At 39.7% G+C, this 15,882-nt stretch carries 17 protein-coding genes; 10 read left to right on the forward strand and 7 right to left on the reverse strand.

Going from position 1 to position 15,882, the window contains the following annotated elements:
- Window positions 1-109 precede the first annotated feature (109 nt).
- Window positions 110-307, reverse strand: coding sequence for a hypothetical protein (locus tag J2S05_RS03935; protein ID WP_306980093.1), 198 nt, complete (start codon window positions 305-307; stop codon window positions 110-112).
- A gap of 109 nt (window positions 308-416) precedes the next feature.
- Between J2S05_RS03935 and J2S05_RS03940 the strand changes: the two genes are divergently transcribed.
- From J2S05_RS03940 to J2S05_RS03960, 5 genes are all read left to right on the forward strand, one after another.
- A complete protein-coding gene (locus tag J2S05_RS03940) occupies window positions 417-884 on the forward strand; it encodes a MarR family winged helix-turn-helix transcriptional regulator (protein WP_306980094.1) in 468 nt (155 codons plus the stop codon).
- Window positions 884-1,864, forward strand: coding sequence for a ring-cleaving dioxygenase (locus J2S05_RS03945; RefSeq protein WP_306980095.1), 981 nt, complete (start codon window positions 884-886; stop codon window positions 1,862-1,864). Before J2S05_RS03940 ends, J2S05_RS03945 begins: the two co-directional genes overlap by 1 nt.
- A 21-nt stretch (window positions 1,865-1,885) precedes the next feature.
- A complete protein-coding gene (locus J2S05_RS03950) occupies window positions 1,886-2,500 on the forward strand; it encodes an alpha/beta hydrolase (RefSeq protein WP_306980096.1) in 615 nt (204 codons plus the stop codon).
- Between the two features lie 190 nt (window positions 2,501-2,690).
- Window positions 2,691-3,404, forward strand: coding sequence for a hypothetical protein (locus J2S05_RS03955; RefSeq protein ID WP_306980097.1), 714 nt, complete (start codon window positions 2,691-2,693; stop codon window positions 3,402-3,404).
- A gap of 100 nt (window positions 3,405-3,504) precedes the next feature.
- Entirely contained in the window at window positions 3,505-3,660 is a 156-nt protein-coding gene (locus J2S05_RS03960) for a hypothetical protein (RefSeq protein ID WP_306980099.1), read from the forward strand.
- A gap of 200 nt (window positions 3,661-3,860) precedes the next feature.
- On the opposite strand, the gene J2S05_RS03965 is transcribed toward J2S05_RS03960, so the two are convergent.
- The gene (locus tag J2S05_RS03965) at window positions 3,861-4,136 is read right to left on the reverse strand and encodes a hypothetical protein (RefSeq protein WP_306980101.1); all 276 of its coding nucleotides are present in this window, start codon (window positions 4,134-4,136) and stop codon (window positions 3,861-3,863) included.
- Between the two features lie 122 nt (window positions 4,137-4,258).
- On the opposite strand from J2S05_RS03965, the gene J2S05_RS03970 reads away from it, so the two are divergent.
- Genes J2S05_RS03970 through J2S05_RS03980 form a run of 3 tightly spaced genes read left to right on the forward strand, consistent with a single transcriptional unit; the run spans window position 4,259 to window position 6,228 of the window.
- Window positions 4,259-5,065, forward strand: a complete 807-nt coding sequence (locus J2S05_RS03970) for an ABC transporter ATP-binding protein (protein WP_306980103.1) — start codon at window positions 4,259-4,261, stop codon at window positions 5,063-5,065.
- A 4-nt stretch (window positions 5,066-5,069) separates the two neighbouring features.
- On the forward strand, window positions 5,070-5,615 hold the full coding sequence (locus J2S05_RS03975; RefSeq protein ID WP_306980105.1) for a GNAT family N-acetyltransferase: 546 nt from the start codon (window positions 5,070-5,072) through the stop codon (window positions 5,613-5,615).
- 16 nt (window positions 5,616-5,631) lie between these two features.
- Window positions 5,632-6,228 (forward strand): DJ-1/PfpI family protein, encoded by a 597-nt coding sequence (locus J2S05_RS03980; protein WP_306980107.1) that lies wholly within the window; start codon window positions 5,632-5,634, stop codon window positions 6,226-6,228.
- A 223-nt stretch (window positions 6,229-6,451) separates the two neighbouring features.
- Here J2S05_RS03980 and pepF read toward each other — a convergent pair whose 3' ends face one another.
- Complete coding sequence (gene pepF / locus J2S05_RS03985) at window positions 6,452-8,257, reverse strand: oligoendopeptidase F (RefSeq protein WP_306980108.1); 1,806 nt, start codon at window positions 8,255-8,257, stop codon at window positions 6,452-6,454.
- 149 nt (window positions 8,258-8,406) lie between these two features.
- On the opposite strand from pepF, the gene J2S05_RS03990 reads away from it, so the two are divergent.
- Together J2S05_RS03990 and J2S05_RS03995 are read left to right on the forward strand one after the other, a co-directional pair.
- Window positions 8,407-10,695, forward strand: coding sequence for a DEAD/DEAH box helicase (locus tag J2S05_RS03990; protein WP_306980110.1), 2,289 nt, complete (start codon window positions 8,407-8,409; stop codon window positions 10,693-10,695).
- A gap of 20 nt (window positions 10,696-10,715) precedes the next feature.
- Window positions 10,716-12,284: a bifunctional metallophosphatase/5'-nucleotidase gene (locus J2S05_RS03995; RefSeq protein ID WP_306980112.1), complete on the forward strand. Its 1,569-nt coding sequence runs from the start codon at window positions 10,716-10,718 to the stop codon at window positions 12,282-12,284.
- A 57-nt stretch (window positions 12,285-12,341) separates the two neighbouring features.
- Here the strand turns inward: J2S05_RS03995 and phnE (J2S05_RS04000) are convergent, their stop codons facing one another.
- From phnE (J2S05_RS04000) to J2S05_RS04015, 4 genes are all read right to left on the reverse strand, one after another.
- Window positions 12,342-13,124, reverse strand: a complete 783-nt coding sequence (gene phnE / locus J2S05_RS04000) for a phosphonate ABC transporter, permease protein PhnE (protein WP_306980113.1) — start codon at window positions 13,122-13,124, stop codon at window positions 12,342-12,344.
- Complete coding sequence (gene phnE, locus J2S05_RS04005) at window positions 13,121-13,921, reverse strand: phosphonate ABC transporter, permease protein PhnE (protein ID WP_306980115.1); 801 nt, start codon at window positions 13,919-13,921, stop codon at window positions 13,121-13,123. Before phnE (J2S05_RS04005) ends, phnE (J2S05_RS04000) begins: the two co-directional genes overlap by 4 nt.
- A complete protein-coding gene (gene phnC, locus J2S05_RS04010; RefSeq protein ID WP_306980117.1) occupies window positions 13,918-14,688 on the reverse strand; it encodes a phosphonate ABC transporter ATP-binding protein in 771 nt (256 codons plus the stop codon). Before phnC ends, phnE (J2S05_RS04005) begins: the two co-directional genes overlap by 4 nt.
- A 113-nt stretch (window positions 14,689-14,801) precedes the next feature.
- On the reverse strand, window positions 14,802-15,764 hold the full coding sequence (locus J2S05_RS04015; RefSeq protein ID WP_306980119.1) for a phosphate/phosphite/phosphonate ABC transporter substrate-binding protein: 963 nt from the start codon (window positions 15,762-15,764) through the stop codon (window positions 14,802-14,804).
- Window positions 15,765-15,882: the final 118 nt, after the last annotated feature.

A 15,882-nucleotide genomic window follows, 5' to 3' on the forward strand; every position in this document is an offset into this window, starting at 1 on the left:
CCTTCTATCCACGTTAATAAAACAATAAGTAGCATAGATTCATAATAGCACAGACGTTAAGATAAAACAAGACGTTATCTTATTTATTTATACTTGTTACTACGAATGGCTACTCACTAGATGATTTGTTTTTTGAAGACTCAGGATTGCGTCTTTCCTTCTCCTCGTGATTGATTTCTTCTAATGGTAATTCGTCCACTGGCATTGAAGATTGGTCGTGGTGACTTTGATCGTCCTTAGAACGTTTGAATTTTTCTTCTTGCACTTCTTCTTTTTTAGATTGGTGGTTTTCTTGATCTTTACTCATTGAAAATCCCTCCCTATATTATTCTGGGTTCCCTTTACATAACTTTTAAAACCCATACTTGACATCTATCAGTTTAGTGCTAAACTGATGTTGAGAGGGAGGTGATTGGATGTCCGAAGATCATTCGGTACACGCTAAGAAACAAAGACTAAGTTTGTTACTGTGGTTTCGGATTGCTCGTTTCTTTAACCAAAGTAACCGAATGTCCAACGAACATGTCAAATCATTCGATCTGACCATTTCTCAGTTTGATTTATTAGTACAGACGCAGGCCAATCAGCCGATTTCGCAAATGGATCTAGCTAGTAAGCTCCTTGTTACTAAAGGAAGTATTACACAGGCTCTTGTAAAGCTAGAGCAGCGTGATTTGATACAACGTCAACAAGAATGGCGTGTAAAACGAATCTCCTTAACTGAAAAGGGTGAAGAGCTTTTAGACAAAGCATTACCCAAGCAATCAGCGTTTCAATCTTCTTTGTTTTCAACATTAACGAGAGAAGAACAAAAACAATTGAATGATCTATTAAAGAAATTACAAAAAGGGATCGAATCCCATACTAATCAGGAGGGTTCATAATGGAACTATTACCACTAAAAGGACAGCACCACGTATCATCGATCACTGCAAACGCAAAGGAAAATCTTCATTTCTATACTGAAATCCTTGGAATGAGACTTGTTAAAAAAACGGTGAACCAAGATGACACATCTGTTTACCATCTATTCTATGCAGATGAGCGCGGTAACCCTGGTACAGATTTAACTTTCTTTGAAATCCCACATGCTGGCTCAACATACGAAGGTACAAACAGTATAAGCTTAACTTCACTTCGTGTACCGACAGATAAAGCATTAGAATACTGGGTGAATCGATTGGAAGAACATGATGTGAAACATGAAGGAATCGTAGAAGACTCTGGAAGAAAAACATTGAATTTCCGTGATTTCGAAGGACAACGTCTGCAATTTGTCTCTGATGAACACAATGTAGGAGTTGCTGGTGGAAAGCCATGGGATCATAGTCCAGTCCCTGTTGAACATGGTGTCGTTGGATTGGGACCTGTTCGTTTAACTGTTAGTCGCCCTGAACTTACATCAAAAGTTCTAGTTGATGTAATGGGCTTTAATGAGCTGCGTACGTACACGGAAGAAAGTACAAAACAAACAATCCGTGTCTTTGAGACTGGTGAAGGCGGTACAGGTGGAGAAATCCACTTAATTGAAAGAAATGATCTTCAACGTGAAAGACCTGGAAGAGGTAGTGTGCATCACGTGGCATTCCGAGTGGAAAATCAGGATGAATTAAATAAATGGGTGGAACATGTAACAGCATCAGGTCTTCCAAACTCTGGCTTTGTTGAGCGTTACTACTTCCGTTCTCTTTATTTCCGTGAGCCAAATGGTATTTTGTTTGAACTTGCAACAGATGGACCTGGATTTGAAGGCGATGAGTCCTTTGATACATTAGGAGAGAACTTAGCCTTACCACCATATCTAGAGAATCAGCGCGAAGAGATTGAAGCAAAAATTAAACCACTTCATACAAAAAAAGACTGAAGTAAAGAGGGGGAGAAGGTCATGAATCATGAACATCTATTTATAAAAGGGGAAGAACCAAGTTTACCAACTTTACTTCTACTTCACGGAACAGGTGGAGATGAAAATGATTTACTTCCACTTGCAGAAATGATTGCTCCAAAGGCCTCTATTCTGAGTGTCCGAGGAAATGTCTCGGAAAATGGAATGAATCGTTATTTTAGAAGGCTAGCAGCAGGCGTGTTTGATAAAGAAGATTTGGCGAAACGAACAGAAGAATTGCATACATTTGTGCAGGAAGCCGCAAAAACATATCATTTTGATGCGCGAAATGTGATAGCAGTAGGTTATTCAAATGGAGCCAACATTGCAGCTAACTTACTGTATACGATTAAAGACTCTTTAACTGGAGCGGTGCTTTTTCATGCAATGCAGCCACAAGATCACGTTCAAATAGACCGGATGGAGCAAACCTCTGTGCTTGTCTCATCAGGTAGAAGAGATGGTATGATTCCAGCAGCGGAATCGGAGAAACTGATTCAAACGCTGAAAGATGCCGGTGCAGATGTAACAGAATTTTGGACTGATGGCGGTCATGAGTTAACGCGAGATGAAGTATTAGAAGCGCAAAAATGGTTTGTACAGCAAACAGATTAGAAAGCAAAAGGAAAAAACCATCTATTCAAAAAGTGAATAGATGGTTTTTCTTTTATAATCATATATTTTTCTTTACACTTATGTAAGATAGTGCGAAAAGACGTAAAGTGGTTGACTTTCACTTCGATGCTTTATAGTATAAAGGGGTTTCAGAGATTTATTTTATTTTTGCTAGAAATGAGGTCATTAAATGACAGAGCATGATACAACCGTGAATGATGATCAGTTATCGAAACGAAAGAACTGGGTACTTTTTGGTGTTATAGGAGTTATGACTTTAGGTATTATTTATTTAGCCATTTTTCAAGATATTTGGTATCGGATCGTCGTCTTGGCTTCAGTAATTACTGGAGGAATCCTAATTTATCGACAGTTGCAGAGTATACAAAAACTACTTAGAGAAAAAGTAGAGTTGGAGCTACCATCACCATCTGTGGAAGAGACGCATCACCTTTCAGAGCCTGAATTAATTGAGAAAGAATCTGAACTACAACAACTTGATTTGGATCGTACACAGATGTTTGAAGAGCTTTTAAGTCGATCTGCCATTGAAGAGCACGAAAAAACGGCGTTCCGAGAAAAGCTTGCTCAAAAAGAAACGGAAACCTCTAGAATTCGTGAAGAGCTAGGGCACGCTCCTAGTCGACTGCAACAGGTGTATGAAGGAACTAAGAAGTATTTTGTTAAAGATAACCCTATGAAAGAAATTGCGGCATCACTTGATACGGAAATCATTGAAAATGGGAGTCTATCAGAATTGAATGATGAAATCCAAAGAATGATTCCTCGATTATCAAGAGAAAGTCTTGAGTCACTTGAGAACTCCAATTATATGGATGAATCCTATAAATTGACCCGTTCTGGTTATAAAGAACTTGTGCAAGCAGCTGAGCAATTAAACTAAACCAAAAAGCACGCAACTCATGTATTGAGATGCGTGCTTTTTGTTGTTTCATATGGATACAATAGGGAAATCAATCTAAACAATAGAGGGGGGAATATCATTGGCTGTGATTATTGGTTTTTTTCTATTTTTCATTGTATTAATGCTGGCAATCATTCAACTTGTGAGAGCATCACACTACAAAAAAGAAAAACAGATCGAGCAGCTTATTGATCGAAAGTTAGAAGAAGAGCGTGAACGAAGGAAATCACAGTAATAATTGCCCTAACAAAAACTTGGTGTATTCTTTATAAACATCAGGGTTATCTTTGGTTTCACATATTTAGGGAGATTTTTTATAAATAAAAAAGCCTCTTGTTAGAATAGGTTCGTCCCTATTCTAACAAGAGGCTTTTAATGAGATACTAGCTTAAACTAATGTGTAATTGAGTGATGTAAAGAAGGAACTAAAGTGTTCTAAAGAAATAACCGGAAGCTTAACAAGCTTTGTTTGGTTGAAGTGTATCGACCAATGATCGCAAATCCGTAACAAAAGCCCATACAAGCACCAATCATCGTACTCTGACGATAGGTTAAGCTTTTGGAACAAGCTAAACCGTAACCAAGTAAGACAGAAGGGATACACGGATACTTTACATAAGCTAAACGGCTTAACAATTGACTAAGTAAGCAAAAAACGGGTGCTAAAAAGGCAGAATCAACGACGGCAGTTTGAACAAAGGTAGTGATCATCCTGCTTGCTCCTTCGATTTTTTCTTTAGTATGCGCCATTTCATTTTAGCTATTCTAAAAATATAAAATTCTCTATGCTATACTACATTTTAAAGATATGTTGATGACTGGAGAGGGTAGGAATGAGCACCAATATTATTTCATTAGAAGACGTTTCATGGAGACGTCAAAACAAACAAATAGTAAAGAATGTCCATTGGAATGTCGAGCAAGGTGAACATTGGGCCATTCTAGGCGCAAACGGATCTGGAAAAACATCCTTACTAAAAATTATTACAGGGTATGAATGGGCATCAAATGGAACGGTGGACGTTTTAGGTGAGCGGTTTGGTCAGACACCGATCTATGAATTGAGAAAACGCATCGGATGGTTAAGTGCATCTTTAGATGAGAGATTTCGTCATTATGAAGGGTTAGCTTGTGTAGATGTAGTAGTTAGTGGGATACATGCATCTATTGGAATACACGATGATATAAAGAATTCAGACATCCAGAAGGCATTAAAGCTCGCTAATGAGATGGGCTTGTCTCATATAATCAATTCTCCATTACGTTCGCTTTCGCAAGGCGAAAGAAAGAAAACATTTTTTGCGAGAGCCTTGATGGCAGACCCTGAGCTTATTATTGTAGATGAGCCGACAAGCGGACTAGACTTGCTTGCTAGAGAGCAGTTTCTTCAGCAACTCCAGACTCTACATAGCAAACCGGATAGCCCTACTTTACTTTATGTGACTCATTATCCTGAAGAAATTATCCCTAGCATTTCACATGTATTATTGTTGAAAGAGGGTCAAATCATTGCGGCTGGAAAAAAAGAAGATGTTCTAACGAATACACTTCTTTCTCAAACATTTGATGTGCCGATTTATGTAGTATGGCGAGATGGGAGACCGTGGATCCAGATCGCATCAAATTCATTCAAAGGGTGAGGTCATGGAAGGAAATTTAATCTATTTACGCTCGTTTCAATTAGAAGATGCCAGCGAGTTACTTCAAATGCAAAAGCAAAACAAACACTTTTTTGAACAATTCTCCATGTCACGTACAGCCGATTATTATTCACTAGATTATCAAAAACATTTAATTGAACAATTTATTCGCCTTAAAGAACAAGGAATTGAATATCATTTTGGTGTGTTTTTAAAAGGGTCTGGCCAACTAATTGGGACAATGGATTTGTTTCACATCTATAGAGGGTCATTACAGAATGCCATGATCGGATATTTCTTGAGCGAAGAACATAACGGAAAAGGCTATGCTTCAGAAGCATGTGCTTTACTTGTACACTATGCATTTTCAAACTTAAAGCTACATAGGATAGAGGCTGGAGTCATGCCTCGTAATCACGGGTCGATTCGAGTACTAGAAAAAGCAGGTTTTCACAAAGAAGGAATCGCCAGAAAAAATGTTCGTATTCAGGGTATTTGGGAAGATCATCAGGTACTTGCCTGCTTAAACCCAAGTGAGATAAACGGATAAAGAAGGAGGATGTAATGTGACTACTCGACCCTTAACGGTATTAATCTATTTGTTTGATGAGATAGAAGTCCTTGATTTTGCTGGCCCTTTCGAGGTGTTGTCTTTAGCAATGAAAGAGGAGCAGCCTTTTTTTCGCGTGAAAACGATCTCCGAAACGGGTAAAAGCGTGCGAGCACGAAATGGTTTAACGGTTGTACCTGATTATGGCTTTGATACATGGGATGATAAGGCAGACATCGTCATTATTCCTGGTGGACATGGTGCAAGAGAAACGGAGATTCATAAAAAGAATGTTCTAGAATGGATCCAAACCGTTTATCAAGAAACAACCATTTTAGCATCCGTGTGTACAGGTTCATTTTTACTTGCTGAAGCCGGTTTACTCACTGGGAAAGAAGCTACTACTCATTGGGCTAGTCTAGAACGTTTTAAACAAACCTATCCAACTGTTCAAGTAAAGCAGCAAGTGAAATTTGTTGACCAAGGGGATATCATTACTTCTGCAGGAATTTCAGCAGGGATCAACATGTCGTTTCATCTAGTCAAAAAGCTTGTAGGGCTAGAACAAGCAAAATCAGTCGCCAAACGTATGGAATATGATATTGAGATGTAAGGATAAAAATGAATAACATAGAGGCTGAGAGACAATAAGTGTATATACGTGAAAGTAATGGAGAATTTACGTGGATTACGGACCCCATTAGGTTAAAAAGTATGTTTTTTATTTATAAGAGAACTCCTAACTACTATTATTGATAGAGGTAATCTTTATTTATATAAAAGGGCCGAAAAATGATGTGTTTGACGACGTCATTTTCGGCCCTTATTGTTACTGTTTATTCTGCATAACTCTCTTCAAGTTGGGTAATTAACTCACCAACGTAGTGAACGGCAGTCCGAATGGTTTCGGGATTAGCCATATCAACTCCAGCATCACTTAAAAGATCCAGAGGGCTTTTGCTTCCTCCTGCTTTTAACATATCCAACCAACGATCGATCGCAGGCTGACCTTCTGTTTCAAACTGCTTATAAGCAGCTGTAGAAGCAGCAAGTCCCGCTGAATACGTATATGGGTACAGTCCCATATAATAGTGTGGCTGTCTCATCCATGTTCTGCCCGCTCCAACATCCAACATAACGGAATCACCCCAGAAGCCTTCAAGCACTTGATTTTTAGTTAAGCGCAGTGTTGTTGCTGTAAGTGGCTCACCAGCCTCAGCCAACTCATACACACGACGCTGAAATTCACCTTCTAATAAATGAGTGACAAAATTGTGATAGTAAGTACCTAAGAATTGCAAGATCACCCAACGTTTCATTTGTGGATCATCTGTTGACTGTAAAAGGTGATTACCAAGTATCAGTTCATTCATCGTAGAAGGTGCTTCGATGTTATATAGCGATGGACGGACTGATGACAACGGTTGGTGCTGATTCGCTAAATAGAAGTGCCCAGCATGTCCTAGTTCATGAGCAAGCATAAATGCACCACGCATATTGCCAGTCCACGTCATTAAGATATAGGGGTGTGCACCAAATGGGCTTGAGCAGAACGCCCCTGTTCGCTTACCTATGTTACTTGAGCGATCTACCCAACGTTCATTCAACGCCTTATTAAGCATATCTGAGTATTCAGGTCCCATCACTTGCAAGGCTTCCTGAATAAGATCAGATACCTGTTGATAAGATGTTTCAGGCTGGAATGAAGGGTCAAGAGGTGCCTTTAGGTCACTAAATGTTAATTCATCAAGACCAAGCACACGTTGCTTTAATTTTGCAAAACGCTGCATGTGCGGAGCCAATTCCTGATAAATGATATCTAGCTGATTTGTGTACATTTCTTGGCTGACCTTCTGCTCATGTAATAGCATGTCTGTAGCAGATTCGTAGTTACGCAGTCGAGCTAACGTTACATGTTTCGCTACTTCTGTTGCGTATGTTTGGGCATACGTATTCTCGTATTTGGCAAGCGTAGCATCAAAGGTTTTGTATGCATTTCGACGTTCCTCTGTATCCGGGGATAATTCATATTGATCCTCAAATAAAGCAAAGGAAAGCTGTTTTTCTTCTCCATCTGCACCAATAAAAGAAGGGAATGTCATATCCGCTGATTTACTAGCTGAATAAATCGCATAAGGGGATGTTAATGTCGGGTTTAGAGCCTGTAGTACTTTTTCTGATTCTGCACTCAATGCATAAGGCTTCTTCGCTAGAATTTTCTCTAGTAGAACAGAGAACTTACTTAGTCCTTGCTGCTCTTCTGAAAAATGTTGAATCGTTTTTTCCGGAATAGACAGAATGTCAGACTCAATAAATGATAGAGAGGCAGCAACATCTGCCAAAATATCAGTAGCGACAGCATAATCAGCCTGTGCTTCCGCATTTGTGCCATCCTCAGATAATTTCAAGGTTGCATATGTAGAAATTAGCACAATACGTTCCATGATCGATTCTCTTGCTTCTAAGCAGTTTAAGAGATTCTCAGAACGTTCAGCCAGTTTACCAGAGAACCCTGTGATTCCTTCTGCTGCTGGTTGCAAAGCATAAAGGGCCTCTTGCCAAGCTTCTTTTGTTTCGAAAAGATCTGTCAAATCCCATGTTTCTGAATAATCAATCTCTGAACGGTGTGCTAATGTTGTCATTTTGTTTCCTCCTTTTTATTCGTAAATCGAATTAAATGTAGTATACACTAGTTTTGATTGGAAGTTTAGCGAAATGATCTAGGTTCTTCTATGGAAAAACAAACAAACATTCGCTACAATGAAAAGAGATGATCACTAGGGGTGTACGTATGTTTAAAGAATCCTTACAACAAATACTACAAGACTTACGAGAGAATGACTCTTACAAGGATCAAATTGTTCATTGGCGGGAGATGGAAGCTGTAGAAGCAAGGACATCCCCCTTTCCGGAACAGATGAATGATCAGCTTGTTAAAGCATTGCAAAAAAGAGGAATTGGTGAGCTTTACACGCACCAGGAAGCTGCCTATTCAGCTACGAAGCAAGGGGAGAATATAGTAGCCGTCACCCCGACAGCATCAGGTAAAACACTCTGTTACAACTTACCTGTTCTTCAACGGATATCAGAGGATGCTGAAAGTCGCGCTTTGTATATCTTTCCGACAAAGGCATTAGCCCAGGACCAGATGAGCGAATTAAATGAGCTGATAGAAGAAATGGAGGTACCGATTCGTTGCTTTACGTATGACGGGGATACTTCTCCCTCAATAAGACAAGCCGTGAGAAAAGCTGGACATGTGGTCATAACCAATCCTGATATGCTGCATTCAGCCATTTTACCTCATCATACGAAGTGGGTATCTTTCTTTGAGAATTTACAATACATTATTATTGATGAATTACATACATACCGAGGTGTCTTCGGAAGTCATGTTGCTAATGTGATTCGAAGGCTGAAACGAATTGCGGCTTATTATGGGGCAAATCCACAGTTCATTTGTACATCTGCGACCATTGCCAATCCTCAGGAATTAGCGGAAGAATTAACAGGAAAACCGATGCGATTGATCCAAAATAATGGTGCTCCACGTGGGAAAAAGCATTTTATTTTTTATAATCCTCCAATCGTGAATGAGCCACTTAATATTCGCCGAAGTGCAACGGTTGATGTTAATGATCTTGCCAAACGCTTCCTAACAAATGGTATTCAAACGATTGTGTTTGCACGAAGTAGAGTACGCGTAGAAATCATCTTAAGTCATTTACAGGAACTTATAAAACACCGTTTTGGCCCAGATACAATTCGTGGGTACCGTGGAGGATATCTACCTAAACAGCGACGGGAGATCGAGAAAGGTCTTAGAAAAGGGGACATCCTTGGTGTAGTCAGTACCAATGCATTGGAGCTAGGCGTGGACATTGGCCAACTACAGGTATGCGTGATGACTGGTTACCCAGGCTCCATTGCAAGTGTATGGCAGCAAGCAGGACGAGCAGGTCGTAGACAAAATGAGTCGGCGATTATTATGGTCGCTGGATCCTCTCCTATTGATCAATATATCGTCCAGCATCCTGAAGCATTTTTTGATCGTTCGCCAGAATCAGCAAGGCTAAACCCAGAGAATTTGATCATCTTGATGGATCACCTGAAATGCGCAGCCTATGAACTTCCGTTTAAGCGAGGAGAGACGTTTGATGGTGTCGACATTGAAGAAATTCTCGAGTACTTAACTGAACATCAAGTACTACATGAACGCGCTGAGAAATGGTATTGGATGAATGAATCGTTCCCAGCACATGGAATTAGTTTACGTTCGGCTTCACAAGAAAATGTCGTAATTATTGATCAGAGTGATGTGACTAGACATACTGTGATTGGAGAAATGGACCGATTTAGTGCGATGACACTCCTACACGATGAAGCGATTTATTTACATCAAGGGACACAATATCAAGTGGAGTACCTTGATTGGGATGAACGAAAGGCCTTTGTACGTGAAGTATCTGTAGAGTATTATACGGATGCCAACCTAGCTGTGAAGCTAACCGTACTTGAAGAAGATGAAACCAAAAAACGTCCCTACGCACAGCTTTCCTATGGGGATGTTATGGTAAATGCAAAAGCAACCATTTTTAAGAAGATTCGAATGAGTACGTTCGAAAACATCGGGTCTGGTCCAATTCATTTACCAGAGGAAGAACTTCATTCAAGTGGAATGTGGTTTAGTTTTTCACCAGATCTCATTGAGCAATTTGGAGAAGCAGCACTTGAGGCTGGTTTAATGGGACTTGCTCATGTATTAGGGGCAGTTTGCCCAGTCTTTGCGATGTGTGACCGAAATGATATCCATGTAGTGCCACAAATCAAAGCGGATCATTCGGAACTGCCTACTGTCTTTATATATGACAGTTACCCAGGAGGGATAGGGCTCTCAAAAGAAATTTATCAAAAGGTTGAATCAGTTCTTGAACATGTGCAGAGCCTCATCGAATCATGCCCGTGCGAATCAGGCTGTCCAGCTTGTGTTGGCGCAACGACTCAATTTGGGCAAGTTGAATCCAAACACATTGTGACTAGATTAGTAAACGGACTTCTTGCAAACACAGCTTCCCACTAAATAGAAACAGGAGAGATACTATGAGCAAAATCCAATTGAATGTTATTGAAACAAGTGATGTACATGGCCATATTATGCCACACCGATACCGTACGGAAAGTGATTTACCGCTTGGTTTAGCCAAAATCGGCTCTCTCATTCGAGAAGAGCGCACGAAACATGATCACGTTTTGCTTATTGATAACGGCGACCTCATTCAAGGAACGCCATTAACAACCTATTTCTCAAAACTGGACACTGAGCAAGAACATCCATTAATTCGAGCGGCAAATTTACTAGATTACGATGCAAGTGTGCTTGGCAACCATGAATTTAATTTTGGACTTAACACTCTTAACAAAGCAGTAAAAGACTCTTCATTTCCATGGTTAGCAGCTAATATTGTAAACCGGGAGACAAAGCAATGTTATTTTGGAAGACCTTACATTGTAAAGGAGTTTGAAGGAGTGAAGGTGGCGATATTAGGGTTAACCACTCAATACATTCCTAACTGGGAAGATCCTCATCATATCGAAGGACTTGAGTTTGAAGATTGCGTAGAGTCTGCTAAAAAGTGGGTCAAACAGATTCGTGAAACAGAGGAACCTGATGTGATGATTGTTTCCTACCATGGGGGATTTGAACGGAACCCAGAGAATGGGGCAGAGGAAGAAAGAGAGACAGGAGAAAATCAAGGCTATGCGATCTGCCAAGAGGTGGAAGGGATTGATTTACTGCTCACTGGTCACCAGCATCGTTTGCTGGCAGGGAAGTGTGGGGACGTTCATATTCTTCAGCCAGGATGTTTTGGAGCAGTAGTTGGAAAAGCAGTCATTGAACTAGAGAAACGTTCAGAAAAATGGAGCATCACCTCGATTCATACCGAGCTGATTGAACCCATAAATGTCGAAGCGGATCAAGCAGTTGTAGACGCCTCAAACGCGTTGGAGGAAGAGGTCCAAGCTTGGTTAGATGAACCAATTGGACACGTAGAAGGTAGCTTACGGATAGAAGATGCGTTTGATGTACGTTTGAACAAACACCCGTTTACGGAATTTATTAATAAGGTTCAGATGGAAGCATCAAAGACAGCCATCTCTAGTACCGCTCTGTTTGATAATACGTCAAAAGGCTTTCCTGACACCATTACAATTCGTGACGTCATGTCTAATTATATCTATCCGAATACACTAAAAGTGTTAGAGATTACGGGTGAAGAGCTAAAAGCAGCTTTGGAGCGGAGTGCTAGTTATTTTCAAGTAGTTGATGGAAAACCAGACATAAATCCTGCTTTTCTTTATCCAAAACCTCAGCATTATAATTATGATATGTGGGAAGGAATTCGATACACGATTGATCTCTCAAAAAATGAGGGAGAGCGAATTGTTCAGTTAGAAGAAGAGAATGGAAAAGCAATTAATATGCAAGAAACATATGAGGTTGTAATGAGTAACTACCGCGCTAGTGGTGGTGGCGAATACACGATGTTTAAGGACAAGCCTGTCATTAGAGAGATGCAAGATGATATGACGGATTTAATCATTCAATATGTTCAAAAGCATAAAACGATCTCATCTACTGTGAACCAAAATTGGCGAGTAATCTGGTGATAAGGTCATAAAAAAACAAGCAGGGTCATGTATACATGGCACCTGCTTGTTTTTATTTTAAACGAGCTTAGCTCGAATTTTTCCAGAAACAAAGTCAACGAGTGTAATCATCACAATGATTCCAAGTAAGATAATCCCTACGCGCTCCCAATCACGAACTTGAAGAGCAAAAATCAATGGTGTACCAATACCACCAGCTCCAATAATACCTAAAATGGAGGCGGCACGGATGTTCACCTCAAACCGATACATCACAAAGTTTAAATAACTAGGTAAGATTTGTGGAACAACAGCAAACCACAACGTCTTAATTGGATTAGCTCCCGTTGCAATTAATGCTTCCGTTGTACTTAGGTTCACACTTTCAACATCATCTGAAAAAAGTTTACCCAGCATACCGATCGAACCAATTCCTAGTGCAAGTACACCTGAGAACGAGCCCGGACCAACGGCTTTAATAAAGAGAAGGGCAAAGATGATGTCTGGAAAAACACGAATAAAACTTAGAATGAATTTCCCGAATTGAGAAATCACTCGTGATTTTACAATATTACGAGCGGCAAGAAACGCTAATGGAATACAAAAAATCGCCGCAATGAACGTTCCTAAAATCGCAATGGCTAGTGTTTCAATTAACTTTCTAATTAAATCCTCACCAGCTGGATCATAGACATAATCCCAATCGGGACTAAACAATCCATTAAAGATGGCTCTAACAATTTGACCTGAGGTTTCTTTCACCTCAATTGTAGGTAATCCAGCAAATGCCCATATGTATATTAGCATTAGAACGATGACAACAACAAAACGTGTGAATATCTTCTTTTTCTGTGGGTTCATGATAACTTCTCCCTTAGAGATGTACTGATAAAATCGATTATCAATACAACAATTAAGGTATATAGAATAATCGTAGAGACCCTGGCATAATCAAAGAATCCGAGTGCCTGGTCATAATACAATCCGATACCTCCGGCCCCAACGAGACCTAAAACTGCCGCAGCACGAACATTTACTTCAAATGAATACAAGGTAAATGATAAAAATTGCGCTGTAACCTGTGGGATGACACCATACATAATAAGTTTAATTTGGTTAGCTCCAACCGCACGCATTGCTTCAAGCGGACCTTCATCAATTCCCTCAATAGACTCATAGATTAATTTACCGATAATTCCTAGTGAGAAACCGATTAAAGCCAGAACACCTGAGAATGCTCCAATTCCAAAAATAGCAACAAAAATGGCGGCTAGCAGTAAATCAGGAATCGTACGAATTAAATTTAACAGCCAACGCGCAGGAAGATTAATCCACTTCGCACGCAGCACATTACGAGCAGCTAAAAGAGCAAGAGGCATGGCAAGAATTGCGCCAAATGTAGTACCCAAAATAGCCATTCGAATTGTTTCAAGAATAGGTTCAGTAATTCTAGTGAAGTAAGCCCAATCGGGTGGAACCATCTCAATGATTAAGTCACCCATATTTGGCAGTCCTCGTTGTAAATCAGAGAACGAAAATCCAACGGTTAGCCCACTAGCATATAAGATCGCTAAAAACAATAGAACAGTGAATGATTGTTTTGTTTTTTTCTGCCTGTAAAAAGAAACTGGTTTTTGATTCGTTGAAGATGAACTCATGCTTTAACACCTAGCATTTCTTTATCATCAATTGGGCGTCCGTAAATCTCAGCAAACGCTTCATCCGTAGCTTCTTCAACAGGGCCATCAAAAACAATTTCACCCGCTCGTAAACCAATAATACGCGTAGCATAAGCGCGTGCTAAATCAATAAAGTGTAAATTAACAACCGTTGTAATACCTAAGTCTTCATTTATACGTTTTAAGTCATCCATTACTTGTTTAGTAGTTAATGGGTCAAGAGAAGCAACCGGTTCATCAGCTAAAATAATTTTAGCTTCCTGTGCCAAAGCTCGAGCAATAGATACACGCTGTTGTTGTCCACCTGAAAGCTCGTCCGCTCTTGAGAAAGCTTTATCAGGGATATTCACGCGTTCTAATGCTTTCATAGCTAAATCCTTGTCCTCCTTTGGAAAGAGGCCAAAAATCATTTTTAATGTTGAATGATAACCAACTCGTCCAGATAGTACATTACGGAAAACAGATGAACGTTTAACAAGGTTAAAGTTCTGGAATATCATCCCGATGTCACGTCTAATTTTATATAGACCTTTACCTTTAGCTTTTGTAATAGACTGACCGTCAATCAATATTTCACCTTCGCTAATTTCATGAAGACGATTAATTGAACGAAGCATGGTTGATTTACCGGCACCTGATAATCCAACGATTACAACAAACTCACCTTTTTCGATCGTTACATCCATGTTACTAAGACCTTTTGTTCCATTTGGGTAGACTTTTGATACATTTTTAAACTCAATCATTGAATAAATCCTTCCTTCTGTTAGGAATCATAAAAGGGCTGATGACTCCGTTAAAGCACGGAATCATCAGCCACCTACATACCGTTTCTCACTAAATCTGACCCGCGTCAGTACTACTCAGTTTTTACTTTTTCGTTGTACTCACGAACGATTTCAAACTTGCTGTCATCAGATTCTACATACCCTTCATGTGTGTAAACATCTTTGATGATCGCGCGACCTTCATCACTTTCACCAATGGCGATAAATGCTTGTTGAATCTTCTCTTTCCAATCTTCATCCATATCAGGAAGAACAGCAATTGTGTCATTTGGAATATCTTCTGTAAATTCTAAGATTTCAGTGTCCTCAAATACAGAAGGGTAGTCACTTGTTACAACATTACGAGCATCTTGGAATGTTGCAGCAGCATCAACATCACCATTTAGTAGGGAGATAATCGCTTGGTCATGACCTTTAAGAGTCACAGGCTCCACATCAGTTAATGGATCTAAACCAGCATCAATTAATACAGCAGCCGGCCATACATAACCAGCAGAAGAGGTAACACTTTGGTAACCCATTTTCTTACCTTCTAAGTCTTCAATGCTTTCAATACCGGAATCTTTTTTAACGATAATTTGAGATTTGTATGTCTCTACTAAATCTTCTGTAGGAGATCCGTCTTCATCATTTACACCGTAACGCAATGCTTGAAGGATAACCTCTGCAGCTCCACGCTCTTCAGCTAGAACATAAGCAGTAGGAGGAAGGAACCCTACATCTACTTGTTCTGAAGCCATCGCTTCTACAATCGTGTTGTAGTCAGTAGAAACACTTACTGTTACAGGGATATCAAGTTCTGCTGATAACAAATCTTCAAGTGGTTTCGCTTTTGCTTCCAGTGTGTCAGCATTTTGTGATGGAACAAATTGTACACGAAGAGTATCAGGCACATAACCTGTAGCTTCTTCTCCCGATCCGTTATCGTCACCGCCTGTTGTTTCTTCAGGTGTATCTGAATCACTACCACAGCCAGCAAGCAAAACCGCTGCTAGAGTGAACGTTAAACCAGTACCATACAAATGCTTTTTCATTAAAAGACCCCCTAATATTATGTATAAAATTAATCAAGCAAATACTATTGTATCAAATTATTATTAAAAGAATGTAAAAGTTTCGTAAATTATGTGGTCGAATATAGAATTTATGATC

Source organism: Alkalicoccobacillus murimartini (genome assembly GCF_030813245.1).
GTDB lineage: Bacteria > Bacillota > Bacilli > Bacillales > Bacillaceae_D > Alkalicoccobacillus > Alkalicoccobacillus murimartini.